The sequence below is a fragment of the Paenibacillus sp. 4624 genome, assembly GCF_050435065.1.
Classification (GTDB): Bacteria; Bacillota; Bacilli; order Paenibacillales; family Paenibacillaceae; genus Paenibacillus; species Paenibacillus amylolyticus_D.
Window position 1 is genome coordinate 103,168 of record NZ_JBNDJR010000005.1, and the last position, 24,587, is coordinate 127,754.

Consider the following 24,587-nt stretch of genomic DNA (forward strand, 5'->3'; position numbering starts at 1 on the left):
ACACGGTTGAATTTCATCAGTATGTACAGGGAATTATGAGGATAGATTGTCATCGGAGTGTGTTTCGATTTACAATGTAGGAATCATGTTCTTTTTGAAGAACGCAGGGAGAGAAAATCATGAATATTTTTGAGAATCATATACCTAACGAAAAAGTGAAATGTAATGAACCGCTAAAAAATCATACGTTTATTCAAATTGGAGGCAAGGCCGATATTCTCGTTCATCCGACCACGGTGGAGGAGATCACCAAAGTGGTGGAAATAGCGAACAGCCATCAGTTGCCGCTGACCGTTATTGGCAAAGGCTCTAACGTTATTATTAAGGATGGAGGCATCCGGGGAGTCACGATTTCGCTCAGCCGCTTCGATCAGATCGAAGTCAGTGGAACACGCATCATGGCACAAAGCGGCTCCGATATTATTGACGTATCTAGAGCAGCTTTGGCACATAGCCTGACGGGAATGGAATTCGCCTGTGGCATTCCTGGTAGTACAGGAGGCGCTCTATATATGAATGCCGGTGCTTACGGTGGTCAGATCGCGGATGTAATTGAAAAGGCTACGGTCATTACCCGTGAAGGCAACGTTGTTGTTATTCCACGTGAAGAGATGAAGCTGAGTTACCGCAATAGTCTCTTCAAGATGGATCATTATATTATTTTGGATGCCGAGTTTACGCTTAGCGAAGGGAACAAAGAGGAGATCTCCAGCAAGATGAAGGAATTAACGTTCCTGAGAGAATCGAAGCAGCCTTTGGAATACCCTTCTTGCGGAAGTGTGTTCAAACGTCCGGAAGGACATTTTGCCGGTAAACTAATTCAGGATTGTCAATTGCAAGGCACCCGCATCGGTGGGGCTGAAATTTCAACCAAACATGCTGGATTTATCGTGAACGTGGATCACGCCACTGCCAAGGATTATGAGGATCTGATTCAGTTTATTCAGAAAACGGTGTGGGATACGTTCCAGGTGGAATTAGAAACTGAAGTGATATTCCTTGGAGAATATTAATTCAGGACAGGATATAAAGATGGAGCACTAGGCCATGCCTAAAGCATGACTATACTATGTGCCGTTAATGAGATGAAGCCGCCGATTGGCGGCTTTTTTGTCGTAGATTATAGAAATGAAAGAACGATTATGATAATTATGGTAATATTAGATGGGTTTGTGTGTTGAATTAATTATTATCTATTTTTAAAAGGAGGCCCGAGCATGAGTAAAGGAAAGGGAAACATTCTCAAGATTATAGTCGTAACGATAGCGCTCTTAGCGATCTCTGTGATATCGGGATACACCTATATGTATATAAAAGAAAAGCCAGGTGGTCTGGCGGATCGGACATTGTCCAAAGCTATGGGACTGGACGAAACCATGTCGATTCCGATCGGCAGTACTCCTGAGGATGCAGTTCAACAATTCAGGGAGTCAACCTCTAATACCCGTTTAGTTCATCAGGAGCCTGTTGACGACGGGATGATCTTGTTTACGCAGAGAAAAAACAGTGAAGCAGCAAGTAATTTGCAGTTGGAATACGTACGAAAAAATAGTTTTGGGTGGAAGTGGGTGTGGGGCGGAGGTTATGGAATAGGGGATATAGATCCGTCTGAGTATGCATTGTATTATATGAATTTACCAAAGCTTGACGGGATAGACACTCCTTTTCCGATGGTATTTGGTACAATCGAGCATCCGGGTATCCAGCGTGTAACTGCTGAAACAGAGCAGAACGGCTCCATGTCCATAACGGAAGCCAAATTGATCAAAACAGATATGGGAGAGTATGTCTGGTTTATGATGCTGCCTTCATCGGAGGGTACACCATATACCGTTAAAGTATATGATGAAGAGGGGAAACAAGTTGGAAGCAAGCAAAATGAAATGGTAAACGATAGCGGATCAGTGACGCTGGGGAAAAGGTCAGCGTCAATGTGATCCGGACATAGCTCTCTTTGAAGCTATTTCGCTGTGCGATTGGCTTTCACATATTTGAGCTGTGCAACGATGATTACACTGATAATGACCAGCAGAAACCATGAACTGATCTTGCTGAAGCTTACCAGTTGCCAACTCTCATGCTGATCCGGATATTTCCAGCCATTAAAGAAGGTAGCGATATTTTCTGCCAGCCAGATAAAGAACCCTACGATAATGAAAGCAAGGGATAAAGGCATACGGTAGGTTGTATGGCGTACGCGGTAGATAATCCACGTTTTCCAGAAGACGACAAAGACCAGTGCTGTCAGCCACCAGCGAAAATCCGGGATAAAGTGATGCGTGAAAAAATTAAGATATATCGCTGCGCCAAGTAACATAGAGGGAGCCATGCCCGGCCAGCCGGTCATATCCATACGCAGCCTTCGCCAGATCTGGCACATGAAGCTGGCTACACTGGCGTACATAAATCCGCTGTAAAGCGGAACGCCCAATATTTTACTATACGCAGGTTCCGGATAAGACCATGATCCCATATGTACTTTGTAAATCTCCAGCAGGAGACCGATCAAGTGGAACACACATATGACCTTGATTTCATCCAATGTCTCTATCCCACTGCGAAACATCAAATATTGAACAGCAAGCAGAATAAGCAGGATTGCATCATAGCGATGGATATAAGGAAATGGAATGACCGTTGAAAGAGCCAGCGTACCAAAAATAGCTACGGGAAAAATGCAGCTCATGGCCTGATGATAGCCAAAATGTAATAACTGAATGATTGATTTCATAGGAAGTAGCTCCTTTTTGACACTTCTGATCTCAAGTAAATTTGAAAGTGTATAATTACTTAATATTAATCTAATCGATATTGTACCATTTGAAAAATAGAAAAAAGTGAAGAAGAAAGTTCATATTTTGTTCAAGTGTGCAGATTAGGTCTGGGATCGATAGAAAGAAAAAACGGAATAAAGTGAGTAAACGTAGGCTAAAGCCCTGTCATTTTATGCATGGGAGCAGCTTTAAATGTATATTCTTTGTTGCATATGATAAAATGGAATTCATACTTTAACATGAAACAGGGAGGCCGTCATGCAACTGATACAACCACAAGATATCCAGCTTCGGCTCGATCGCCTTGTTAATCAGGATGTATATATGCATCTTGAGATGACAACGGGCGCTTACGCTCAACATTACGATAGTTCACGGCATCCGGCTTCGGCTTTTATCACCAATGCGGCCATTCGATATACACAGGGCTCTATTTCAGGTGAGGGACCCTACCGTGTCGGTCTGAAGACGACAGATGGCTGGGTCTATGCTGAAGGGCTCACCCATATTGATGAGCAGGAACAAGATAGATTGATTATGGCCGGCCATGATACCCAGGGCAAACTGGTTGTGGCTCTGCAGCTGAGCCGGGAGAAGTTCTAATGGAAGTGGAGGAACAACATATGACAAAGAATGCACACGATGAGCATCAACGCATCCTGGTGGTTTATCCTCATCCAGACGACGAAGCATTCTCCGTATCGGGTACGTTAGCCAAATACATTGATTCTGGAGCACAGGTTACATATGCTTGTCTAACGCTGGGTGAGATGGGACGTAACATGGGGATTCCGCCGTTTGCGAACCGCGTGACCTTGCCATCTATCCGCAAAGAGGAGCTTATTGAAGCAGCTAGTGCCATTGGTATTCAAGATTTAAGAATGCTGGGCTTTCACGATAAAATGGTAGAGTTTGAAGATCCTCAATTGCTGGATGGCAGCATTATGGCTCTTCTTGAGGAGATTAAACCATCACTGGTCTTTACATTTTATCCTGGATACAGTGTTCACCCCGATCATGATGCGACAGGAGCCGCGGTGATCAGGGCTGTTAGCCGTCTACCGCTGGAAGAGCGTCCTGTCGTTCACTGCGTAGCTTTTTCTAATAATCATGAGCAGCATATTGGCAAGCCAGATGTAACCGTAGATGTCTCCCAATTTCTGGCGCAAAAACTGGCCTCGATTCGTGCCCACCGCTCGCAGTTTCAAGCCGCAGAGTTGCTTGGTAACCGCAAGCTAAACGATGAAGAACTTCAAGCACGCTTTGGGCGTGAACGGTTCTGGACCTATCCATTTGCATAAGTTCAAAGTTACTAAAGCCGCCAAATTGGCGGCTTTTTTTCATTCACTCACAATTTGGACACAAAAGAAAGCAAGCTATAGCCTAATGGGGCTATATGGGAAATCTATCATTTTCGATACACTGTGTGAAGGACTGGGATAACGCTTTACTGCGGCAACAATAAGAAGGAACGGAGGGAAGTGGTGATGATATGAATGCAAAATACAGGAGTAAAAATATGAACATTGATAAACGATTCAGGCTCGGGAAACGTCTTCTGGTTGCCCTCATTGTGATCGGACTGGGGCTCCTTCCAGTGTTTCAAACTACCGTGAATGCTACTGGGGTCACTGGAGATCGTGAATCCATCCTGCTTCAGCCCATTATAGACCAAGCGGATACCGGTGCGGTTATTCATCTTGAATCTGGTCGATATGCAGGCCCCGTTCTCATCTCTAAAGCACTCACTCTCATTGGGGATGATTCGGTTACCATCCATAATGAACAGGAACAAAGTGCGATATCCATTCAGGCGGAAGGTGTGAAATTGGAAGGGTTTACAATTGAACATAACGTTCGTCAGCCAGCAGCAGCTGTGCAGATTACGGGCAGCAATAACGAAGTATCTGACCTTAAGCTTCGTACCAAGGGAGCTGGTTTGCTTCTACGTGATGCGACTACTTCTGTAATACGAAATAATTCAATTCAATGGGCAGGTGCAAGCACAGCATCCAGCAGTCAAAAAGGCAACGGAATAGAACTCTACAATTCACATAACAGTAGGATTGAAGAGAATCAAATTCAGGGCGTGCTCGATGGAATCTATCTGGAGAACAGTCGAAACGTGGCGGTGAACGATAATCGTTTCATGCAAACCAGGTACGGTATTCATTGCATGTATATCGATGGGTCATCTGTTACGAATAACACAGGAGAAGGTAACATGACAGGTGCCATGATCATGGGTGTGAAAAATACGATTGTGTCAGGCAATACCTTTCGCAAACAAAGTTCGAATGTTCATTCCCAAGGGATCTTGCTCTATGACGTGCATCAGTCCAAGATCCACAGCAATACAGTAGAGGGCAATCGTGTGGGCATGAATATCGCTGAATCCTCAGGCAATGAAATTGATGACAACGGCTTAATCCGTAATTTCGTTGGAATCCAGATGGTGCTTGCTGAGGGAAATCAATTTACGAAAAATCGATTTATCTCCAACGTTATTGATGCCTCGACAATGGACAGCAAGGATAATATTTTGAAAGAAAACTATTGGGATTCATTTCAGGGACTCGACCTGAATCACGATGGAATCAGCGAGCTTTCCTATGCAATCAACCCGTTCTATGAACAATTAATAAGCAGAAATGCTGCATATCAACTGTTTTTTCAATCACCGGGTATGGTCTTTCTGAGTGAGTTGCACTCGGAAGGGAAAAGCAATTGGACAACAGATGAATCACCGCAAATGAGCATTGTGAAAAACGATACTGAAGTTTCAGGAACATCCGGAACATTCAAGACAGATGGAACAAATGTGGAAACCCAATCAAGTCTGGTTATGATAATTGGTTTAATTCTACTTGGTATGTCTGCAAGTACGATGATCTATATGGGGGTATGGAGAAAATGAATAAACGTTGGATTTTGGCAATGGTTTTGCTGTTAGGTACTGTGATGTTAACGGCGTGTGGGCAGAAGTATGCGGCTGTGCCCATTAACGAGGATGTGGATATCTGTGCGATCTGTAATATGCAGGTGAAGGATGATGCGTTTGCAACACAGCTTACAACGAAGGATGGTAAAAACTTCAAGTTCGATGACCTTGGCTGCATGAATGAATGGAAAAAAGAAAATGGAACAGACAACATTGGCATGGACTATGTACGTGATTATAACGATAAAGAATGGATCGAATTCAATAAAGCGACCTATGTATATGACCCTTCACTCAGAACACCCATGGCCTATGGCATTGTTAACTTCAAGGATAAAGCTGCTGCCGAGGCTTTCGTAGCCGAGCAGGGTGTAGGCAAGGTTATGACTGCGGATGAACTTGCTTCTCATGATTGGACTCAGAATATGGATAACATGAATATGGACGGAGACGGGCACGGACATGGTCACGATGAGGGCGGGACGGATCAAGGCTCGAAGCATGATATGGGTGAAGATATGAGCAAAGATATGCATCAAGAAGGTGAGTCGAAAGAAGGATCAGGCAGCCACTGATGCTGACAGGGAGTGGTGAAGTCGATGTCTGATATGTTACAGATTGCTAAAAGAGAGTTAAAAACGGGGTTTCGTAACCCTTGGTCGTATTCGTTTCTCATCCTTTTTTGCACATTTAGCTTAAGTTTACTGCTTCTCAATGCACAGACTCCAGTACAAGGATACTCTGGCACGACAGGGTCTATGCTGAATCTTATTCTGTATCTTTTGCCGTTGATGACGCTATTTCTGGGTTCATTCTCGTTGACGGCTGAAAAGGAAGACGGAAGCTGGCAGCTTCTCTCCACGTATCCCATCGGCACGTTATCCTTCATTACAGGCAAATATCTTGGACTAGCCGCCGTGTTGCTGCTCATCGTGACATTTGGCTACGGCCTGATGGGGCTGGTTAGCGGGTTGCTTGGCAATCCGATTGATCTGTTGACCTATCTGCTGTTTTTGGCTTTTTCTTGTGGACTTGTGCTGCTATTTCTAAGTGTTGCGTTATGGATTGGATCGTTGTCCCGTAACCGCTGGCAGGCGTTAACGATTTCCGTATCGATCTGGTTTTTCACCGTTATTGGCTGGCCTACATTATTGCTTGCGATATTAGGACTAATGCCGTACCTCTGGATAAAACCGTTGCTGGTGGTGTTGACCTTTCTGAACCCGGCTGAGCTGGTACGTCTATTTATTGTGATCAAACTCGGCGGCGGTTCTATCTTGGGGCCCGAGTATTATCAATGGGTGACGTGGGTTCAACAGCCATGGGGAAGTACGATATTTATCGGGATATGCCTGTTATGGATAAGCTTCTCTATCCTCATTGTCTACGCCATCTGGGAAAGGGGGCGCTCTCGTGCATGAATCGGAAGTTGTTGTGAACGGACTAGGAAAACAAATCAAAAGTCAAATAATTGTAGATGATATCTCCTTTCAACTTGGTTCCGGTCAAGTATTTGCAATATGCGGCGGGAACGGTGCGGGCAAAAGTACCTTGCTACGTATGCTTGCCGGGATTCTGCGTCCAACGTCAGGGGAAATTATGGTGAATAACGTACGCTGGTCACAGGATCGCAAGCGGTATGCGAATCAGATCGGATATATGCCGGATGACTATCAGTTCAGCCAAGGTCTTACGGCCGGGGAAGCTTTGTTATTTTGGGCTTCGCTCCGTAAGCTTCCCCGAGAGCGGGTGCAGGAAGTGTTAGAGATGGTGGGACTCAGCGAGCAAAAACATAAACGGGTAACTACCTTTTCCAAAGGCATGCGGCAACGTATATTGTTTGCTCAGGCGATGCTTGCAAAGCCTGCTCTTCTGATCATGGACGAGCCTACCAATGGACTAGACCCCTTCTGGATGCAGGAGTTTGTGCATTTGCTGAGAGGTATCAAACAGGAAGGGCATATGGTTGTGTTCTCCACACATCAGCTTGAAGTGGCGAATGACATTGCAGACCAGGTGATGTTTATGAATCAGGGTTCAAATGTCGGGGAAGGCACCGTAGAAGATATTCGAAATCAGTATGGTTCACTTCATGCTGCTTTTCATCAGAGTCTGGGAATAAAGTGAAGGTGATGTGATCATGCAAAACAAGCCGCAAAGCATGGATACGAACAGTGAGCAACAGGACGGACAAAGAAAGAAAGGGTCGAAAATAAGACGGATTGTTACGATGTTGATTGCACTGGCAGCATTGACTACAGGTATATGGGCCGTGCTGACGAATTTATCGAGTTCCGGCTCCGAACACAGCAATCCGATCCTGGCAGGAGCTAAGGCTCCTGACTTTACAGCAGTTAATTCCAAAGGGGAGCAAGTCCAGTTGTCTGATTACCGGGGCAAAGCCGTGATGATTAACTTCTGGGCGTCCTGGTGCACGCCATGCGTAAGAGAAATGCCCTTGGTTCATGAGGTTGCGCAGCAAAACCAAAACAGCGTGGAGACACTGTTTGTTAACGTGGGAGAGAGCAAGGGTACAATTAACGAGTTTATGAAAAGTCATCAGTTCGATTTTCCGGTGATCATTGACGCAACGGGTAAGGTATCCAAGCTGTACCGTATCAATGGCCTGCCAGCCACAATGGTTATTGATCAAGGGGGGCATTTCAGCCATATCTTGCTCGGTGAACTGACTGAGGATATTCCTTTGCAACAATGGCTGGAGGAAAGTATGTGAATGTTGACGATTAATATATGATTGTTAAAAATAAGGGGCATTTCAAAATAATGATCAAACAAGCTGGTTTCCTTAATGTAAGGAATTTCAGATTGTTTGATCATTTTTTAGCGCTATTGTTCTACATTCTTATTATTGTTCGAAAATTTTCGAATTATTAATTGCAGCTTTGTGGTAAGTATGATATATTTCTTTTCAGGCTAAACAGTTCGAAAATATTCGAACTAAATTATGCTACATAAAATAATGTAGAAAATACAGGAGGTAATACTATGTCTAATACAGCAACAGCTGGTAACACTACTAACTCTCTGAACACCGATGCAAACATCACGATGTTAAATAACTATTTCCGCTTGTTTGATGCATCTCGCACTGACGATCGGGCTATGAAGGATTTGTTATCCTTGTTCACGCAGGATGCTGAAATTGTTTCAAACGGTAGCAGTCGTACAGGATTCGAAGTAGTTGTTAAGACTATTTATGAATACAACAAAGACATTAAACATATGTGGGATGCATGGGTTCTTCAGCCCGACGGCAGTTATCGAACGAACTGGGTGGTATGCGGTCAAGCAGTAGATGGCACGGTTTTCACCAAAGCAGGTATAGATATTATGCGTTTAAATGAAGAGGGAAAGATTATGTATATGAAGAACGTGCAGACGACTGAAGATGCTTACAATGAATATAACTCGTAAGATGAATATAGGTGGTATTACTTCAGCGGCCTAAGGTAAGCAACAGCTTCTGGCTTGCTACATACTAACCCATGCAACCCTTCTTTTGATCTAATTTTTTGACTTGTTTTTTCGATTCATGGCATTTGTGGCCTGTACCAAACTATCCTAAAATTAAAGAAACCGATGGAACTTTACATATGTAAAATGCCCATCGGTTTTTATATTATCTCAACAAAAAGATGTCTTCTTCAGGATGATATCCATCACGTCACGAGTAAACTGATCACCCACGAGTAATATTTGGGAAAGAGGCTTTTTTTTATTTTACCACTGGTGGTTTCTAAACATGTCACTTTTATTTAACTATTTTAAGATTTTTAAAATAGAAGCAAGGCATCCTTCATGATAGATATCATGAAGTTGATCTTCATCCATCATTAGCCACTGAATAAGGTATCCATCAATAATAGCCCGAATTTCTCGAGAAGCCTCTTTTGGAGATAAATGGGGATTAAAAACTCCTTCCTTTTGACCAATAGTGATAATTTCGGAACCAATTTGACTACAATTGTCATAAAATCTTTGGTTTATTTCTCTGTAGACTGAATTTCTACTTGCTTTAGCTAAAAAGTCCAGGTATACACGATAGAATTTTCGATTTTCTTCTGGGGAAATGAATACCGAACGAATATATGATTGTAGTTTTGGAATCGCTTTTTCCTCAAGAGCAATGCTTGATGATTCCTTTTTGAAAATTTTGTCTGTAAGCCATGTAAGTAATTCAATGAATATTGCCTCTTTATTCTCGAAATAGTAGTGAGCAACACCCTTACTAACCTTGGCATAGTCCGAAATAATCTGTAGTGTAACTGCATCATAACCGAGATCTGACAATGCTTGAAAAGCGGCATAAAGCAAATGACTTTTCTTTTCCTCAGTTTTTTTATAACGAGCCATAAAACCTCCGTAATTAAAACATAATATATTTCACAGTGAGAATACAAAATTTCTTATATTATATCACATATAAAACGGAAGTATAAAAAAAGTTGACCGGTCAGAATAAAAATGTTTAAATAGCTTTAGATCGTCTCAACATAACAGAAGGAGAGAAAATCTATGATAAAAGACTTTAACGCTCTATTGGTTGAAAAAAATTTAGAGGAGTTTTCAGTTTCAGTGAAAACGATCCCGTTTGAGCAATTACCGACTGGGGATGTACTTATTAAAGTTGCTTATTCTAGTATTAACTATAAAGATGCATTAGCAACCAATTCAGAGGGGAAAATTGTAAAGTCTTATCCGTTTGTTCCCGGAATAGATTTATCAGGTCATGTAGTTTCTTCCGCTGACTCACGCTTTCATGAAGGACAGAAGGTTATCGTGACAGGTTACGAATTAGGGGTCTCACATTACGGTGGGTTAAGTGAGTACGCCTGTGTTCCTGCGGAATGGGTGGTGCCACTTCCCGAGAATCTTACTCTGAAGGAAGCAATGATATATGGAACCGCTGGATTTACTGCCGCTTTATCCATTAAACGTCTGGAAGACAACGGAGTCCTGCCGCAAAATGGAAAGGTGCTAGTCACAGGAGCTACTGGAGGTGTTGGTGGCGTGGCAGTGGCCATATTCAATAAAAAAGGCTATGATGTGACTGCAAGTACCGGGAAATCTCAAGCTGAAGAATATTTAAAGCTTATTGGTGCAAGAGAAGTGATTACTCGTGACGAAGTACAAGCTGGAAATAAACCACTAAATAAACAGCTCTGGCAGGCTGCCGTTGATCCTGTTGGAGGACAGCAGCTTGCATCCGTTTTAAGCCAGATCATGTATGGTGGTTCGGTTGCAGTTAGTGGCTTGACTGGAGGCAGCAACCTTCCAACAACAGTACTACCGTTCATCTTACGTGGAGTTAATTTGTTAGGCATTGATTCGGTTTATTGTCCACAAGAAGAAAGAAATATTTTGTGGAAAGAAATGGCAGGAGAAATGGAACCCACTACTTTAGAGAAGTTAATAGATCGTGAAATTTCACTTCAGGAGGTTCCTGAGGCAGTATCAACAGTTTTACATTCTAAAACTTTCGGACGTATACTTGTACGTGTATCTTAAATTTATGTAGATCATCACCTCACTAGCGTATAGAGAACTTGATGTAAAAAGATCTCTATGTGCTGTAGTTTAAAAATCACATCTTGTTATTATGAAAAAATGAAGTAGCTGCGTCATAAGACCAGCTACTTCATTCGTTTTGTAATTCAGAACTTGAGAAACTTAAAGAGATTCCAGTCTGAATTATCCTGTTTTTGTTTTCCTTCGAAGTTTATGCTGGAGGAGTAGGAGAAAATAACCAGTAAACCTGGAATTTAAATTATAGATTTCTTCTACGCTGGTCCAAGTCACTTAGCACTTTTTATTGGGGATTGTTGTTTAGGCCAAATCCTCTCCATTGGTTTCGATTACTTTCTTATACCAGTTGAAGCTTTTCTTTCTTGTTCTCTTCAATGTTCCTTTTCCTTCATTATCCCGATCTACATAAATAAATCCGTATCTTTTCTTCAGTTCTCCCGTTCCGGCACTGACAATGTCAATCGGTCCCCAATAGGTATAACCCATAAGCTCTACGCCATCCACAACGGCTTCTTTCAATTCTTTGATATGGGCTATTACATAGTCAATGCGATAATCGTCATTGATTTCACCATTCTCAAATTCGTCATTGGTTCCCATACCGTTTTCCACAATGAAGAGCGGCTTCTGATAACGGTCATATAATTCATTACATACATAACGAAGGCCTTTAGAGTCGATCTGCCAACCCCAGGGAGTAGCCTCCAAGTATGGATTCGGTGTTCCAGCTATTCCGCCCGTGTGTCCCAAGATTCGGGTTCCTGCTTTGTGTGTAGTGGATCGGTAATAACTAAAGCCTAAATAGTCGGAGGGATATTGTTTGATCAGTTCCAAATCCTTTTCTTCCATTTTGATATGAACATCATGTTCATCCCAAATACGATAAATATAACTTGGATACGTTCCCCGAAGCAGAACATCACCAAAGAATAGGGCACGTCTTCTTACTTCATAGGTTTCAAACACATCATTTGGATGACATGTATTCGGATAAAGCGCACTAAGTGCTAACATAGCACCCATTTGAGAACCAGGGATTATTTCGTGACATAATTTCGTTGCTAATGCACTAGCTACAAAACAATTGTGACTTGCCTGATAGATGGCTTGGAGACGATTTTCATGTTCTTCTATAAGGATTGCTCCAGCCGCCGTGGGGCCTGTATAAATATTATTTATTTCGTTAAAACCCATCCAATATTTAACTTTATCTTTGTAGCGATTAAAGATGGTTTCACAATAACGCATATAGAAATCGATCATCTTACGATTTTTCCAACCACCATATTCCTTGACTAAATGCCAAGGGGTTTCAAAGTGAGAAATAGTCACAACAGGTTCGATTCCATACTTCAGTAATTCATCGAATACATTGTCGTAGAACTCCAAGCCCTTTTCATTTGGACTTTGTTCGTCTCCTTTAGGAAAGATACGGCTCCAGGCAATAGATGTACGAAATGCCTTGAATCCCATTTCTGCGAACATGGCTATGTCTTCCTTGTAATGATGATAGAAACCAATCCCTTCATGATAAAGGTTAAGGTCAGTACTATCCTCTTTAAGGTCTGCGAGAAGTCCATTTGGCATTAAATCAACAATGGATAATCCCTTGCCATCTTCAAGATAAGCGCCTTCGGTTTGGTTTGCTGCAATTGCTCCTCCCCATAGGAAGTCTTTTGGAAATGATTTATTTCTTTGATTCATGGTTATTCCTCCTAGTTCAGCTTATTTTATAACAGTTAGTATCTGATCCCCTGCATTTGTTTGCTTACTGTCAGCAGGGAGTACATCTAGATAGTCACTGGTATTCGCAATAATAACAGGTGTAACGGTTTGAAACCCTGCATCCTTGATTCCTTGAACATCAAAAGTAACTAATTTGTCTCCCTTTTTCACCACGGCACCACTCTCAACATGAGCTTCAAAATATTTGCCTTTTAATTTGACCGTGTCAATTCCAATATGAATGAGTATCTCAATACCTTCATCACTTGCTAAACCAATGGCATGTTTGTGCGGAATAAATCGACCACTTTTCCGTCAAACGGAGAAAATACGATCCCCTCAGTAGGTTCAATTCCAATTCCTTTACCCATTGCGCCCGTCGAAAATACAGGATCATCTATTTTTTCCAGCGGTACGACTTCACCTTTCAAAGGTGAAAAGATTTCAACGACTGCGCTCGAAACCATCTGATCTTTCTTTGGAGTGGTTGTATTATCCTGAGCTTTTTCGTTTGAAGCATTTTCTTTCTCTTTCTCTTTTTCTTTTATTCCAAAGATAAATGCCAATATCGTCGCGGCGAAAAAGGCTGAGCCAATTCCAATCACATATCCAAGTGCAGGGGTATAATTAGGAATTGTAAAAATACTGTTGAATACAAATGTCGAAATCCTTACATCCAATATGGCAATCAATGCTCCGCCAATCGCTCCTGAAATAAGCAACAAAGGAATTAGTCTTCTATGACGTAAAATCGACTTTTTTTGTATTATGAATATGGTACAGGCTCGTGATTCTACAGGGCAGCTTATTCCTCTTGGCAAAATTCATTCGATGAAATTTGTTCATAGTTGATGAACTGGAGTATGATTAGGGAGGACAATGCTGATAATCACCATATAAGTAAAAGTCCCTTGGAAACTTACTATAGATTCAATACCACATAACTTCTTTGAAGGGGGACATCTGTTTTGGATGAGCAGTTTCTAGATTTATTGGCCCAGAAATATGATACCGAAGAAAAAATCATCACGGAGATCATCAACCTTGAAGCGATCTCCAATCTCCCAAAGGGAACCGAGCATTTTGTCAGTGATTTGCATGGGGAGTACCAGGCTTTTCAACATGTACTACGAAACGGTTCGGGTACCGTCAAAGAAAAAATCAAGGAATTATTCCGGGAGGTATGGACGGATCAGGAAATCAATGATTTTGCAGCGTTGGTTTATTACCCAGAAGAAAAAATACAGCTGGTTATAGGGGAACTGAGCAATAAACCGGCTCTAGACCAGTGGTATAGACAAACGATTGAACACATGCTTAAGCTTATTTCTTATGCCTCTTCCAAGTATACGCGCTCGAAATTGCGTAAAGCTCTGCCGGAGCAGTACGTATATATTGTAGAGGAGCTTCTATACAAGACGGATTCGACCAACAATAAAGATCCTTATTATGAGGAAATATATCGGCAAATTATATCCCTAGGCCAAGCGGACAAGCTCATTATTGGCCTTGCTTATACGACCCAGCGCCTGGTGGTTGACCATCTTCATGTGGTTGGAGATATTTATGACCGGGGTCCGGACCCCGATAAAATTATGGATACACTAATCAATTACCATTCTGTAGACATTCAGTGGGGGAACCATGATGTCCTCTGGATCGGTGCGTACGCGGGTTCTCTGGTCTGCCTTGCGAATATTATCCGGATCTGTGCCAGATACGACAATCTGGACATCATAGAAGATGTATATGGAATAAATCTGCGCCCACTGCTAAACTTGGCGGAGAAATACTATGAAGACAATCTGCCCTTCAGACCAAAGCTACAGGCTGGCCATAATGTATCAGAGCAGGAAATTTTGCAGATCACCAAAATTCACCAAGCCATTGCCATGATCCAGTTTAAACTTGAAAGCCCGATTATCAAGAGACGCCCATACTTTAATATGTCTGAAAGACTTTTGCTGGAACAGATTGATTACGACAAAAATGAAATCAAAATCTGTGGAAAAACGTACAAGCTGGAAAACACCTGTTTTACAACCGTAAATCCGCAAATGCCTGAACAATTGCTGGAGGAAGAACGCCAAGTGATGGAGAAACTGCTGTTCTCCGTTCAGCATTCCGAAAAGCTGGCTAGACATATGAATTTCCTCATGAAAAAGGGAAGCCTTTATTTAAAATACAACGGAAATTTGTTAATCCACGGCTGTATTCCTATGGATGAAGAAGGAAATATGGAAGAAATGCAGATTGAAGACAAGACATATGCGGGCCGTCAATTGCTTGATGTTTTTGAAGATTATTTACGTTACGCCTTTGCCCATCCGGAAGAGACAGAAGATCTGGCGACCGATATGGTATGGTACATCTGGACAGGAGAATGTTCCTCACTCTTTGGCAAGAGAGAAATGACCACTTTTGAACGTTATTTTATTCAAGAAAAAGAAGCACATAAGGAGAAAAAAAATCCTTATTACCATTTACGTGAAAATGAAGAGATCTGTCGGAGAATCTTGCAGGAGTTTGATTTGAATCCAGATCATGGACATGTCATTAACGGCCACACCCCAGTCAAAGAAATCAGTGGAGAGAGCCCTGTGAAAGCAAACGGAAAAATGATCGTGATTGACGGCGGTTTTTCCAAAGCCTATCAATCCACAACAGGCATTGCCGGATATACCTTGCTTTACAACTCTTTTGGCATGCAGCTCGTCGCCCATCAAAAATTCAATTCAAAAGAAGATGTGTTATGCAACGGAACGGACGTATTGTCTGTAAAAAGACTGGTTGATAAAGAACTGGAACGGAAACTGGTGAAAGAAACCAATGTTGGCGAGAAGCTGCTTCGGAAAATCTCAAACTTGAAGGATCTACTAGACTATCGCTACATGAAATGAGGGCAAATGCTAAAAGTACAAAAAGCACTCATGCGAGGGAGGCTTTTTGTACTTTTTTCTGCACTTATAAAAATCAATTGCAACTATTCGTATTATTGATGGAGAACATCTGCATATTCAGAGATACGTTCGAAACGACCCTTGGCAAAAGGACATAAAGGTAAAATCTTAATATCGTTTTCCCGCGCGTATTCCACCATAGCTTTGATAAGCTCATCACCAAGCCCTTGTCCCCGGTATGCATTTTCGACCAATGTGTGATCAATAATGTACAGCTCTGGACTTGAAATTACATATGTCATCACCGCAGCAATGTTGCCGTTATCTTGAATCATAAATCTTTTATTGGCAGCTTCATGTTCTACATTATGCATGTTCATCCTCTTTCTTTGTTGTGAATTTATCGTTCAGAAGCTTGTACGTCAATGCTCCGCTTGGACATGTATCAATATGCCGGGCAACAGCCTCCGAAGTGTCACCTTCGGGATCAACCCAAGGACGCTTGCTCAAATCAAAAACAGCAGGGAGGCCCTTTACGCAGATACCGGAATGAATGCATACATCCGAATTAAACATGACCTCGATATCTTTACCGTAGTATAACTTCTCCTTACTCATATTCTCTTCACATCTTTCACTTTAGAGTTTGAATTTTATACGGATCGCTCTCCCATGCATTCATGGAAATCATGTCTGCCGGGCTCTCAATGTTCGAATTATAATGAGGAATCAGAGATTAGTCAACGGTGAAGAATTACCTAATACGTGGATGTAATACTGATTTTAAACGTCATAACTTTAAAAAGCCGGAATCCAGCATGATACAGGATTCCGGCTTTTAATGATTGAAACGTCCGTATACATCATCAGTTGTTCAGTTCAGCTTATCTAGCTTAGAACAGGAGTAGCATTATACTTCGCCCGTGCAATTCGGGTTGCATCCACCATGTTTTTCAGAGAAGCAACGGTTTCTTCCTGTCCACGGGTTTTCAGACCGCAATCCGGATTGATCCAAAACAGCTTCGGATCGAGTACACGCAAGGCACGGTCAATCATATTGCTCATTTCTTCGACGCTTGGCACACGCGGGCTGTGGATGTCGTATACGCCAAGTCCAATACCGAGCTCATACGTATTCTCTTCAAAGCTGTGAATCAGCTCACCATGACTGCGTGAAGTCTCAATAGAGATCACGTCGGCATCCATCGCTTCAATAGAATCAATCATATCGTGGAATTCGCAATAGCACATATGGGTATGAATTTGGGTTGTTTCCTGTACGGTGCATGTCGTAATGCGGAATGCTTTGACTGCCCAATCCAGATAATTGGCTTGTTTATTTTCCTTGAGCGGCAGACCTTCACGGACCGCAGGTTCATCCACTTGAATCATGCCGATGCCTGCTTTTTCGAGCGCTTCAACCTCTTGTCTGAGTGCGTATGCCAATTGATAGGCTATCGTTTCCCGTTCAATATCATCCCGTACAAAGGACCAGTTCATGATCGTGATCGGGCCTGTCAACATACCTTTAACAGGGCGGTCTGTTTTCGACTGTGCGTACTTTGTTTCCTCAACCGTCATTTCACCTACAAATTCAACATCTCCGAAAATAACAGGTGGTTTCACGCAGCGTGATCCGTAGGACTGTACCCAGCCATATTGCGTAAAGGCAAATCCAGCTAGCTTCTCACCGAAAAATTCAACCATGTCCGTGCGTTCAAACTCACCATGAACGAGTACATCAATGCCGATCTCTTCTTGAATGTTAATCCAGCTGTCAATCTGATCGCGGATAAAGGAAGAGTATTGTTCGTTGCTTAGTTCGTTTTTACGCCATTGTTGTCGAGCTTTTCTAACCTCCGTGGATTGCGGGAAACTGCCAATCGTTGTTGTGGGGAACAACGGCAATTGCCATTTCTGTTGCTGGGCAACATGACGTTCTGCAAATGCACGTGAGCGGTTGGGCTCTTGTACACGGATGGAAGCTATGGCTTCCTGCACGGCTTTGCGGTTACGATCCCCGGAGCTTTGTAATGCCTGTAGTTTCTGCTCGGCGTCTTTAATTTTAGCAGTGATGTCCGCATCGGTGCTGCGGATTGCTTTGGTCAAAATAACGATCTCATCCAGTTTTTCATCCGCAAATGCAAGTGCATCTTTGAGTTCAGCAGCAAGTTTTGCTTCACGTGCTGTTGTCACAGGCACATGCAGCAAGCTGCAGGAGGATTGCACAACTAACCTTTCAGTTGTTACGAGAGAAGTAAGGGTGCCCAGCAATGTCAGCTTGTCCTGAAGGGATGCTTTCCAGATGCCGCGTCCATCAATGATACCTGCACCCAGCACTTTGTCTGCCGGAAAACCGCTCGTTTGAATGGATTGCAAGTTACCTTCAAGTCCATGCACGAAGTCAAGACCGATGCCTTGAACGGGCAAGCTGATGATTTCGTTGTAGTTTTCAACGGATTCAAAGTACGTTTGCAGCAAGATGTTTAAACCCGGAACAGCGGATGCAAAAGCAGTATAGATTTTGTTCAAGCGCTGCAGATCCGCGTCATTCAATTTGGTTACGAGAACCGGCTCATCAATCTGTACCCACTGCACGCCAGCATCCGCAAGTTCTTGCAGCACCTGAGTGTAGAGAGGAAGTAGCTGATCGATCCATGCATCCGTTTCGGATGCATCATAGCCTTTGGAGAGCTTCAGGAAGGTCAGCGGTCCAACGATAACCGGTTTGCCTTCAATGCCCAGTTTCTCTTTGGCTTCCAGGTATGCGATTAGTGGTTTGTTCTCGGTCAATTCCGGCGAAGCATCGTTCAGTTCAGGTACAATATAGTGATAGTTCGTATTGAACCATTTGGTCATTTCACTGGCTGCGGCATCTTTCGTTCCTCGGGCGATGCCGTAATAGACGGAGAGAGGCACAGCGCCTCCGGTATAAGCGAAGCGTTTTGGCACAATACCAAACATTACGGCTGTATCCAGAATATGATCATAATAGCTGAAGTCGTTCACTGGAATCAGATCAATGCCTTTCGCTTGTTGCTTGCGCAAATGATCTAAACGAATCTCTTGTAATCTCGCGTGAAGTTCGTTTTCTTCTAATTTTCCTGACCAGAAGGCCTCAAGTGCTTTTTTCCATTCCCGATCGGCTCCGATTCGTGGATACCCCAATACGCTGCTTTTTGTCATTTGCCATAACCCCTCTGCAATGTGTTAACAAAAATTTATCACAAATACACGGCTATAACGTAATTCCCTTATATTATATCTAGTTATAGCCTTAGGATATAACAAAAAAAGGTTGGTATGAGTTTAAGAATGTGTAAGTTTGAAAGAGACACCGCTGATGTTACAATGACTAATTATGTTCATATGAATGAGTGAAAGGAAGGAACACCAATGAATCTGTATTACATTCAAACTATATTGCAAGGCTTCAACAGGACAACATCATTTCTGGAAGATAACTTCATTGGCATCCCTTGGTCTGGTCTAGGGAACCTTGAGCTTACACCACCGGAGCAATGGAAAGAACAACTGGCTAAGCGGTATAGCCTGGGGGAGACGGAATTAACTCATACACTTGCAACACTACATATGTTTGCTAACCTAATGCAGGATGGGGACTACGTCTTAATAAGGGATGAGGAATGGACCTATGTAGGGGATATCGGAGATTATTATTACGACGACTCCTTAGGTGCTGAGGATGAATTGATCTGTCACCGTCGGGGAATCACTTGGTTAGGACGTATTCCATACGCAGAATTGAACGATAAAGTCCAAGCTTTGTGGAACACACCATCCATCCTCGTGAAATTTGAGCATCCTGTATCAGAAGCTCAGCTGGATCGCGCGCTTGCAGTCAGCGCAGCAGCCGAAACAAGCAACACTCTCACAGCAAATGTGGATGAAGCTTTGATTCAAGCGGCACTTCAAGTGCTGAAAGAAGCCTTGGAAAGCGAAGAAGAAGTGCTGCGAGTGCGAGCGGCGACAGCCATTTTACAGTATGCCAAACCTTAATATATGAAAATAGAAACTGGAATCTGCATTTTTAATTCTAAATCAGCCGTGAGATCTGTTCCTTTATATGCATATCACTGAGACCACCGTGATAACAAATTACGGATGAAATGTCTAGTGCCAGATACTTTTTCAAGGAGAAGCGCGCTGCCTCTATATCCAGTGTAGTCGGAACGTGAATACCTCCAAGCTGGCCGTTAACACTGTACATGGAATCTCCGGCGATCAGCGTTTTGCTACGCATTAAATAAAGGCTGATATGACCAGGAGTATGCCCAGGCGTGTGAATAACGCGAATTCCGCCGCAAAACGGCAATTCCTGACCATCCGTTACAGTTTCATCAATCTTGCCTTTTGGAGGATGTTCCAGGTGGTCGTCTTTGAGAAGTGGGAGATGTCCCTCAATATACGGCTTATCCAGTTCGTGTGCATATATCCTGACCCCCGTACCACACTCCTGCAAAATCTTGGGAAGACAGCCTATATGGTCCACATCCTGATGCGTCAAAATCACTGCTTTTAGTTGGCTGATCGGCACGCCTATCTTCTCTAATGCAAGACATAAATCGTCATATTGTCCCGGAAAACCGGAATCAATTAACACGGCTGTTTTTTCATCCCATATCAGAACAGGATGAATCATAACCCCTTCGAAATCGAGTTCAAGCATCTGGATTCCTTTCGAAATTAACATCAACATCAAACCTCCTAATAACAAGTTTCAATAGATCTTTACATTTCTTAAGTAAACGAATAGGGACTGCCAAAAGATACGGTTGTCATGAATCCTAATAAAAGAGGGACAACCGCGATAGTTGTCCCTTTGCTGTGTATAGAGAATCTCTTTTATAAAAAGATAAGTAACAATGTTCCTGCCGCAAAACAGTAATATGAAAAATACTTCAGATTGCCTCGGGCCATAATGCCCATAAACCATCTCATCGAGAAATAGGTAACGACCAGCGTCGTAATAAACGCGATCAGGTAAGGAATAGCGAGCTGAGAACGGTTAGGATCATGCGCTATATCTGAAGCGCCCATGATCAAACCGCCGATACTGATCGGGATGTAGAGCATAAAGGAGAACTTTAACGCCGTTTCCTGCTTCATGCCGACTGCAATGGACGAAATAACGGTAGCACCCGAACGGCTGATGCCCGGAATAAGAGCAACGGCTTGAGCAAGTCCAACCAGCACAGCATCCTTTGTTTTTAAATCACCGTCCTGTTTGCGGCCGCGCAGATTACGAATAAGCCAGAGCGCTACACCCGTAATTAGCAGGGCCACTGCGACCGTATAAACAGATGAGAAGATGCTCTCAATCTGATCTTTGAACAGCACAGCAGCAACGGCAGCAGGAATCGTACCGATAACGATATATAAGCAAAACATAAAGTCTGCCCGATATTCCGGTTTACGAGTTGTTAAGTAACCCCATCCACCGGTAATCAGCTTCATGATGTCTTCCCGAAAAATAAAAACAATGGCAATTAATGAGGCGGTGTTCGTCAAAATTTCAAAAGAAAGGCCGTTTTGCTTCAGTCCCATTAGGCGCTGGGCAATAATTAAATGACCGCTGGAGGAGACTGGAATCGGCTCCGTTGCACCTTGAACAATGCCCAAAAAAAAGTACTTTAACCACAGTATAATCTGATCCATCTTGTCCTCCTTGAAACATTTCTCTACAATCTCTAAAACCATGTTCTAAAACCATACTCTAAAATCATTCTCTTTGTTAAATCTCTCTATCCACTCTCATGATGATAGCCTTTTAACTTACTAGATGGCAAGTTTGGAATGAAATTTCCAGTAGAAATGTAAGGGAGAGGCTGTTTTGCAAGGAGTAGACGAAGTGAGAAATGAATATATTAAACTTGTATTGTCAAAATGCTAGAGTCATGATATCGTTGATAACGATTATCAATATCATTTAATTGATAGAATCCAATACACTAAAGGTGGGGTTATTTTGCGTAGTACGAAAAGAAGTTCAATATGGATGATGATGGCGCTGGTGTTCATACTCATCCTGAGCGCATGTGGTCAGTCTGCTACAAATCCAGCTAAAGATGGAGAAGAGAACACTGCTGCATCATCAGATGCCGTAGGCAAAACAAGTAGCAACTCAGATGGTTCGACCGACACAGGAGCAGGTGCAGAAGATGAGATGGTTTTATTCCAGTCTGATGCTGGTGAAGTGAAAGTGCCGAAAAATCCTAAACGGATTGTAGATCTGACGGCCTTCTCTACAGGATACTTTGTAGCACTGGATGCTCCTGTCGTTGGAGCAAATTCAGGCGCGATGAATAACAAATACATCAAAGAGCAACTTGCTGCTCAAGGAACAACAGATTTAGGTGAACAGGCGCCTACGCCAGAGCAGCTACTTGCTCTGAAACCTGATCTGATTTTTGTGTACACGGGTACAGAAGGCATCGACAAGCTGTCACAGATTGCACCTGTTGTGCAGATGGAATACGGTAAGCGCAATTACAAAGATTTGATGCTGGAGATGGGCAAACTCACGAACAGAGAAGATGCGGCCAAAGCGTGGGTTACCCAATGGAGTGCTCAGATTAACGAGCTGAAACCAAAAGTCTTAGCTGCTGTAGGCAATCGTACCGTATCCATTTTGAATCCATATGAAAAAGGGTTATTTGTGTTCGGTCATAACTATGGTCGCGGGGGAGAGATCATCTACGGCGAGTTTGGACTTAAAGCACCAACCAAGGCCCAAGCGGAAGCGATTGATAGCGGAACGGGCTGGGCTTCTATCTCGATGGAGGTGGTGCCGGAGTATGCAGGGGACATTATTTTCACCAGCCCGTGGTCTGGAGATCAAAGTGATGCCAAGAAGGTATATGAAAATACGTTATGGAAAAACCTCCCGGCTGTGAAAGCCAATCATGTATTTCAGCTAGATCCATCGTCTGACACCTATAATGATCCGGTATCGTTGGAAGGACAGCTTAAATTTATTACGGATAGCTTACTTTCGGCATCCAAGTAGTTTCAGCAGGCAGACTGTATTTAGAGCAAATTGAACCAAGGAAAAGAAGAGGCTCTCACCGTTTAGGTGGAAGCCTCTTTGCGTGGATCGAGATAATGTTAAGGGAAGATGTTAGTACATACTCCCTCTCAATCGTTTAATATCCTCCATTGGAGGACAACCAAACAAGCGGGAATACTCACGGCTGAATTGTGACGGACTCTCGTATCCAACCTGATAAGCAGCCTCTGATGCGTCCACAGCTTGAGACATTAACAGACGACGAGCTTCTTGTAAACGCAGTTGTTTGATGAACTGAAGCGGGCTCATCGCAGTAACTGCTTTGAAATGTCGATGGAAGGAAGCCTGGCTCATATTCGCCAGCTCCGCCAGTTCTTCAATCCGGACTGGCTGACTAATATGTGTCACCATGTGTTCGATCACGTTACGAATACGATACGTGTGTGATCCTTCTTGTGCCATCTGCTTCAGTGCACTGCCCTGAGGTCCTTTTAGTATTCTGTACAAAATCTCCTTTTTAAACAACGGGAAGAGCATGAAGATATCCTCCGCGTCCCCTTCAAGCAACTGAGCTAATCGGATCACGGCATTCAGCAGTTCTGGAGAGGTTTTGCTCACATACATGGCTCGTCTGGTAGCATCGTTCGACATAGGAGAGAGACGGGTATGCTGAACTATCTCCAGAATTTCACTGCATGTGAATTCAAGCTTTAATGCGAGATAAGGAGTGGCGGGCGAAGCCTCTATGACTTGGCCGCTTACAGGCAAATCCATCGTAGCTACAATATAGCTGCCAGATCCGTACTGGAAACGTTCTTGTCCGAGCAGCATTTCCTTTTGACCCTGAACGACGATACAAAAAGAAGCTTCGTTCAACCTGAAAATCGGCTCAGTGATGTCAGATTCACGAATCAGAGAAAGGGAGGGAAGCTCGGTTGAATTGACACCTTCATTGACCGTGTACGGATGAATAAGTCTGGCAAGTTCAACTAACTGCTGCTGATATGGCTTAGACATAGGATAAGATCCTTTCATTTACTCTAGGAGCTTGCTGCGTGCTCAGGGTTAGGAGCCAGTGCAGTTTTATGAATGTTCTCCGTTCCAGCTTCAATGGCCTGCTGATAATAACTGCGCTTATGCTCAATAACTTCCATTGTTCTCCGGAGTTCCTCCATCTGAGCCTCGACGCTGGCTTTGCGCTCGGTAAACATGTCATACCTCTGATGCAAGGTTGCATCACCTTCAGAGCACCAGGCTATGAATTCCCGGATATCCTTGATAGGCATTCCTGTAGCTTTCAAACATTGGATTATTTTCAGAAAATCAATATCGGACTCCTTGAATTGTCTCGTTCCGGTCGAATTGCGTTCGACGAAGGGCATGAGCCCCTCTTTGTCATAATAGCGTAATGTATACACAGTCAGATCCAATTTTTTAGCGACTTCACTAATGGAATATGTCATATAGGGTTGTTCCTTTCAGTTCTAGATCAGATCGAGATTAAAGCCGGTAGGCTGCATGGCTTTCGCTGATGCGAGTGAATTCTATCATGCGGTCAGGAGTGATGTCAAAACGAACACTTTTTTTAAAAAAGTAGAGCAAAACATTTGACCTAGAGTTAACTATAGGGCGTAAGATAAAGAAGATTCCAAAATCATGAGGAGGTTATC

24 protein-coding genes and 1 pseudogene are annotated in these 24,587 nt (G+C 43.0%); 14 read left to right on the forward strand and 11 right to left on the reverse strand.

Annotated features, from left to right (window positions below; translation table 11 throughout):
• Positions 1-119: 119 nt before the first annotated feature.
• Both murB and ABIE27_RS13295 read left to right on the forward strand, forming a co-directional pair.
• Positions 120-1,013 (forward strand): UDP-N-acetylmuramate dehydrogenase, encoded by an 894-nt coding sequence (gene murB, locus ABIE27_RS13290; protein WP_429350674.1) that lies wholly within the window; start codon positions 120-122, stop codon positions 1,011-1,013.
• A 204-nt stretch (positions 1,014-1,217) separates the two neighbouring features.
• Complete coding sequence (locus ABIE27_RS13295; RefSeq protein WP_123063547.1) at positions 1,218-1,937, forward strand: hypothetical protein; 720 nt, start codon at positions 1,218-1,220, stop codon at positions 1,935-1,937.
• Between the two features lie 23 nt (positions 1,938-1,960).
• Here ABIE27_RS13295 and ABIE27_RS13300 read toward each other — a convergent pair whose 3' ends face one another.
• On the reverse strand, positions 1,961-2,731 hold the full coding sequence (locus ABIE27_RS13300; RefSeq protein ID WP_123063546.1) for a DUF817 domain-containing protein: 771 nt from the start codon (positions 2,729-2,731) through the stop codon (positions 1,961-1,963).
• A gap of 301 nt (positions 2,732-3,032) precedes the next feature.
• On the opposite strand from ABIE27_RS13300, the gene ABIE27_RS13305 reads away from it, so the two are divergent.
• From ABIE27_RS13305 to ABIE27_RS13340, 8 genes are all read left to right on the forward strand, one after another.
• Entirely contained in the window at positions 3,033-3,377 is a 345-nt protein-coding gene (locus ABIE27_RS13305; protein WP_123063545.1) for a YojF family protein, read from the forward strand.
• 20 nt (positions 3,378-3,397) lie between these two features.
• Complete coding sequence (bshB2, locus tag ABIE27_RS13310; RefSeq protein WP_123063792.1) at positions 3,398-4,075, forward strand: bacillithiol biosynthesis deacetylase BshB2; 678 nt, start codon at positions 3,398-3,400, stop codon at positions 4,073-4,075.
• 218 nt (positions 4,076-4,293) lie between these two features.
• A complete protein-coding gene (locus ABIE27_RS13315; protein ID WP_429350675.1) occupies positions 4,294-5,691 on the forward strand; it encodes a right-handed parallel beta-helix repeat-containing protein in 1,398 nt (465 codons plus the stop codon).
• The gene (locus tag ABIE27_RS13320) at positions 5,688-6,290 is read left to right on the forward strand and encodes a nitrous oxide reductase accessory protein NosL (RefSeq protein ID WP_240036707.1); all 603 of its coding nucleotides are present in this window, start codon (positions 5,688-5,690) and stop codon (positions 6,288-6,290) included. The genes ABIE27_RS13315 and ABIE27_RS13320 overlap by 4 nt, the downstream gene beginning before the upstream one ends.
• 24 nt (positions 6,291-6,314) lie before the next feature.
• A complete protein-coding gene (locus ABIE27_RS13325; protein WP_123063542.1) occupies positions 6,315-7,136 on the forward strand; it encodes an ABC transporter permease in 822 nt (273 codons plus the stop codon).
• Positions 7,129-7,842 carry an ABC transporter ATP-binding protein gene (locus ABIE27_RS13330; RefSeq protein WP_429350676.1) on the forward strand — a complete coding sequence of 238 codons (714 nt, stop codon included), beginning with the start codon at positions 7,129-7,131 and terminating at the stop codon, positions 7,840-7,842. The genes ABIE27_RS13325 and ABIE27_RS13330 overlap by 8 nt, the downstream gene beginning before the upstream one ends.
• Positions 7,843-7,855: 13 nt before the next feature.
• On the forward strand, positions 7,856-8,449 hold the full coding sequence (locus ABIE27_RS13335) for a TlpA family protein disulfide reductase (RefSeq protein WP_429350677.1): 594 nt from the start codon (positions 7,856-7,858) through the stop codon (positions 8,447-8,449).
• Between the two features lie 272 nt (positions 8,450-8,721).
• Complete coding sequence (locus ABIE27_RS13340) at positions 8,722-9,150, forward strand: nuclear transport factor 2 family protein (protein ID WP_240036705.1); 429 nt, start codon at positions 8,722-8,724, stop codon at positions 9,148-9,150.
• Between the two features lie 345 nt (positions 9,151-9,495).
• Here ABIE27_RS13340 and ABIE27_RS13345 read toward each other — a convergent pair whose 3' ends face one another.
• Positions 9,496-10,089, reverse strand: coding sequence for a TetR/AcrR family transcriptional regulator (locus ABIE27_RS13345; protein ID WP_123063540.1), 594 nt, complete (start codon positions 10,087-10,089; stop codon positions 9,496-9,498).
• Between the two features lie 162 nt (positions 10,090-10,251).
• Between ABIE27_RS13345 and ABIE27_RS13350 the strand changes: the two genes are divergently transcribed.
• Positions 10,252-11,244: an acryloyl-CoA reductase gene (locus tag ABIE27_RS13350; protein WP_429350678.1), complete on the forward strand. Its 993-nt coding sequence runs from the start codon at positions 10,252-10,254 to the stop codon at positions 11,242-11,244.
• A gap of 318 nt (positions 11,245-11,562) precedes the next feature.
• On the opposite strand, the gene ABIE27_RS13355 is transcribed toward ABIE27_RS13350, so the two are convergent.
• Positions 11,563-12,966: a glycoside hydrolase family 1 protein gene (locus ABIE27_RS13355; protein WP_429350679.1), complete on the reverse strand. Its 1,404-nt coding sequence runs from the start codon at positions 12,964-12,966 to the stop codon at positions 11,563-11,565.
• Between the two features lie 21 nt (positions 12,967-12,987).
• A pseudogene (locus ABIE27_RS13360) lies at positions 12,988-13,454 on the reverse strand (PTS sugar transporter subunit IIA).
• Positions 13,455-13,955: 501 nt separating this feature from the next.
• Here ABIE27_RS13360 and ABIE27_RS13365 point away from each other — a divergent pair.
• Entirely contained in the window at positions 13,956-15,887 is a 1,932-nt protein-coding gene (locus tag ABIE27_RS13365) for a fructose-1,6-bisphosphatase (RefSeq protein WP_429350680.1), read from the forward strand.
• Positions 15,888-15,979: 92 nt separating this feature from the next.
• Here the strand turns inward: ABIE27_RS13365 and ABIE27_RS13370 are convergent, their stop codons facing one another.
• The 3 genes from ABIE27_RS13370 to metE form a co-directional block, all read right to left on the reverse strand.
• The gene (locus tag ABIE27_RS13370) at positions 15,980-16,261 is read right to left on the reverse strand and encodes a GNAT family N-acetyltransferase (RefSeq protein ID WP_123063536.1); all 282 of its coding nucleotides are present in this window, start codon (positions 16,259-16,261) and stop codon (positions 15,980-15,982) included.
• A complete protein-coding gene (locus tag ABIE27_RS13375; RefSeq protein ID WP_429350681.1) occupies positions 16,254-16,505 on the reverse strand; it encodes a (4Fe-4S)-binding protein in 252 nt (83 codons plus the stop codon). Before ABIE27_RS13375 ends, ABIE27_RS13370 begins: the two co-directional genes overlap by 8 nt.
• 270 nt (positions 16,506-16,775) lie before the next feature.
• Positions 16,776-19,073, reverse strand: coding sequence for a 5-methyltetrahydropteroyltriglutamate--homocysteine S-methyltransferase (metE, locus tag ABIE27_RS13380; RefSeq protein ID WP_123063535.1), 2,298 nt, complete (start codon positions 19,071-19,073; stop codon positions 16,776-16,778).
• A 210-nt stretch (positions 19,074-19,283) separates the two neighbouring features.
• Between metE and ABIE27_RS13385 the strand changes: the two genes are divergently transcribed.
• Positions 19,284-19,907, forward strand: coding sequence for a hypothetical protein (locus tag ABIE27_RS13385; protein WP_429350682.1), 624 nt, complete (start codon positions 19,284-19,286; stop codon positions 19,905-19,907).
• A gap of 37 nt (positions 19,908-19,944) precedes the next feature.
• On the opposite strand, the gene ABIE27_RS13390 is transcribed toward ABIE27_RS13385, so the two are convergent.
• Together ABIE27_RS13390 and ABIE27_RS13395 are read right to left on the reverse strand one after the other, a co-directional pair.
• Positions 19,945-20,601 carry an MBL fold metallo-hydrolase gene (locus ABIE27_RS13390; RefSeq protein ID WP_429350683.1) on the reverse strand — a complete coding sequence of 219 codons (657 nt, stop codon included), beginning with the start codon at positions 20,599-20,601 and terminating at the stop codon, positions 19,945-19,947.
• Positions 20,602-20,753: 152 nt separating this feature from the next.
• Positions 20,754-21,566 (reverse strand): undecaprenyl-diphosphate phosphatase, encoded by an 813-nt coding sequence (locus ABIE27_RS13395; protein WP_429350684.1) that lies wholly within the window; start codon positions 21,564-21,566, stop codon positions 20,754-20,756.
• Between the two features lie 310 nt (positions 21,567-21,876).
• On the opposite strand from ABIE27_RS13395, the gene ABIE27_RS13400 reads away from it, so the two are divergent.
• Positions 21,877-22,917: an ABC transporter substrate-binding protein gene (locus ABIE27_RS13400; protein WP_429350685.1), complete on the forward strand. Its 1,041-nt coding sequence runs from the start codon at positions 21,877-21,879 to the stop codon at positions 22,915-22,917.
• Between the two features lie 111 nt (positions 22,918-23,028).
• Here ABIE27_RS13400 and ABIE27_RS13405 read toward each other — a convergent pair whose 3' ends face one another.
• Both ABIE27_RS13405 and ABIE27_RS13410 read right to left on the reverse strand, forming a co-directional pair.
• Positions 23,029-23,934, reverse strand: coding sequence for an AraC family transcriptional regulator (locus ABIE27_RS13405; RefSeq protein ID WP_123063530.1), 906 nt, complete (start codon positions 23,932-23,934; stop codon positions 23,029-23,031).
• A gap of 23 nt (positions 23,935-23,957) precedes the next feature.
• Complete coding sequence (locus ABIE27_RS13410) at positions 23,958-24,380, reverse strand: MerR family transcriptional regulator (RefSeq protein WP_429350686.1); 423 nt, start codon at positions 24,378-24,380, stop codon at positions 23,958-23,960.
• Positions 24,381-24,587: the final 207 nt, after the last annotated feature.

Coding starts and splice junctions, on each gene's coding strand:
- ABIE27_RS13395 (WP_429350684.1), bottom strand. CDS start 21,566: ATGGATCAGATTATACTGTGGTTAAAGTACTTTTTTTTGGGCATTGTT.
- ABIE27_RS13295 (WP_123063547.1), top strand. CDS start 1,218: ATGAGTAAAGGAAAGGGAAACATTCTCAAGATTATAGTCGTAACGATA.
- ABIE27_RS13300 (WP_123063546.1), bottom strand. CDS start 2,731: ATGAAATCAATCATTCAGTTATTACATTTTGGCTATCATCAGGCCATG.
- ABIE27_RS13320 (WP_240036707.1), top strand. CDS start 5,688: ATGAATAAACGTTGGATTTTGGCAATGGTTTTGCTGTTAGGTACTGTG.
- metE (WP_123063535.1), bottom strand. CDS start 19,073: ATGACAAAAAGCAGCGTATTGGGGTATCCACGAATCGGAGCCGATCGG.
- ABIE27_RS13385 (WP_429350682.1), top strand. CDS start 19,284: ATGAATCTGTATTACATTCAAACTATATTGCAAGGCTTCAACAGGACA.
- ABIE27_RS13335 (WP_429350677.1), top strand. CDS start 7,856: ATGCAAAACAAGCCGCAAAGCATGGATACGAACAGTGAGCAACAGGAC.
- ABIE27_RS13370 (WP_123063536.1), bottom strand. CDS start 16,261: ATGCATAATGTAGAACATGAAGCTGCCAATAAAAGATTTATGATTCAA.
- ABIE27_RS13315 (WP_429350675.1), top strand. CDS start 4,294: ATGAACATTGATAAACGATTCAGGCTCGGGAAACGTCTTCTGGTTGCC.
- ABIE27_RS13375 (WP_429350681.1), bottom strand. CDS start 16,505: ATGAGTAAGGAGAAGTTATACTACGGTAAAGATATCGAGGTCATGTTT.
- ABIE27_RS13390 (WP_429350683.1), bottom strand. CDS start 20,601: ATGTTAATTTCGAAAGGAATCCAGATGCTTGAACTCGATTTCGAAGGG.
- ABIE27_RS13405 (WP_123063530.1), bottom strand. CDS start 23,934: ATGTCTAAGCCATATCAGCAGCAGTTAGTTGAACTTGCCAGACTTATT.
- ABIE27_RS13345 (WP_123063540.1), bottom strand. CDS start 10,089: ATGGCTCGTTATAAAAAAACTGAGGAAAAGAAAAGTCATTTGCTTTAT.
- ABIE27_RS13355 (WP_429350679.1), bottom strand. CDS start 12,966: ATGAATCAAAGAAATAAATCATTTCCAAAAGACTTCCTATGGGGAGGA.
- ABIE27_RS13305 (WP_123063545.1), top strand. CDS start 3,033: ATGCAACTGATACAACCACAAGATATCCAGCTTCGGCTCGATCGCCTT.
- ABIE27_RS13350 (WP_429350678.1), top strand. CDS start 10,252: ATGATAAAAGACTTTAACGCTCTATTGGTTGAAAAAAATTTAGAGGAG.
- ABIE27_RS13325 (WP_123063542.1), top strand. CDS start 6,315: ATGTCTGATATGTTACAGATTGCTAAAAGAGAGTTAAAAACGGGGTTT.
- ABIE27_RS13340 (WP_240036705.1), top strand. CDS start 8,722: ATGTCTAATACAGCAACAGCTGGTAACACTACTAACTCTCTGAACACC.
- bshB2 (WP_123063792.1), top strand. CDS start 3,398: ATGACAAAGAATGCACACGATGAGCATCAACGCATCCTGGTGGTTTAT.
- ABIE27_RS13410 (WP_429350686.1), bottom strand. CDS start 24,380: ATGACATATTCCATTAGTGAAGTCGCTAAAAAATTGGATCTGACTGTG.
- murB (WP_429350674.1), top strand. CDS start 120: ATGAATATTTTTGAGAATCATATACCTAACGAAAAAGTGAAATGTAAT.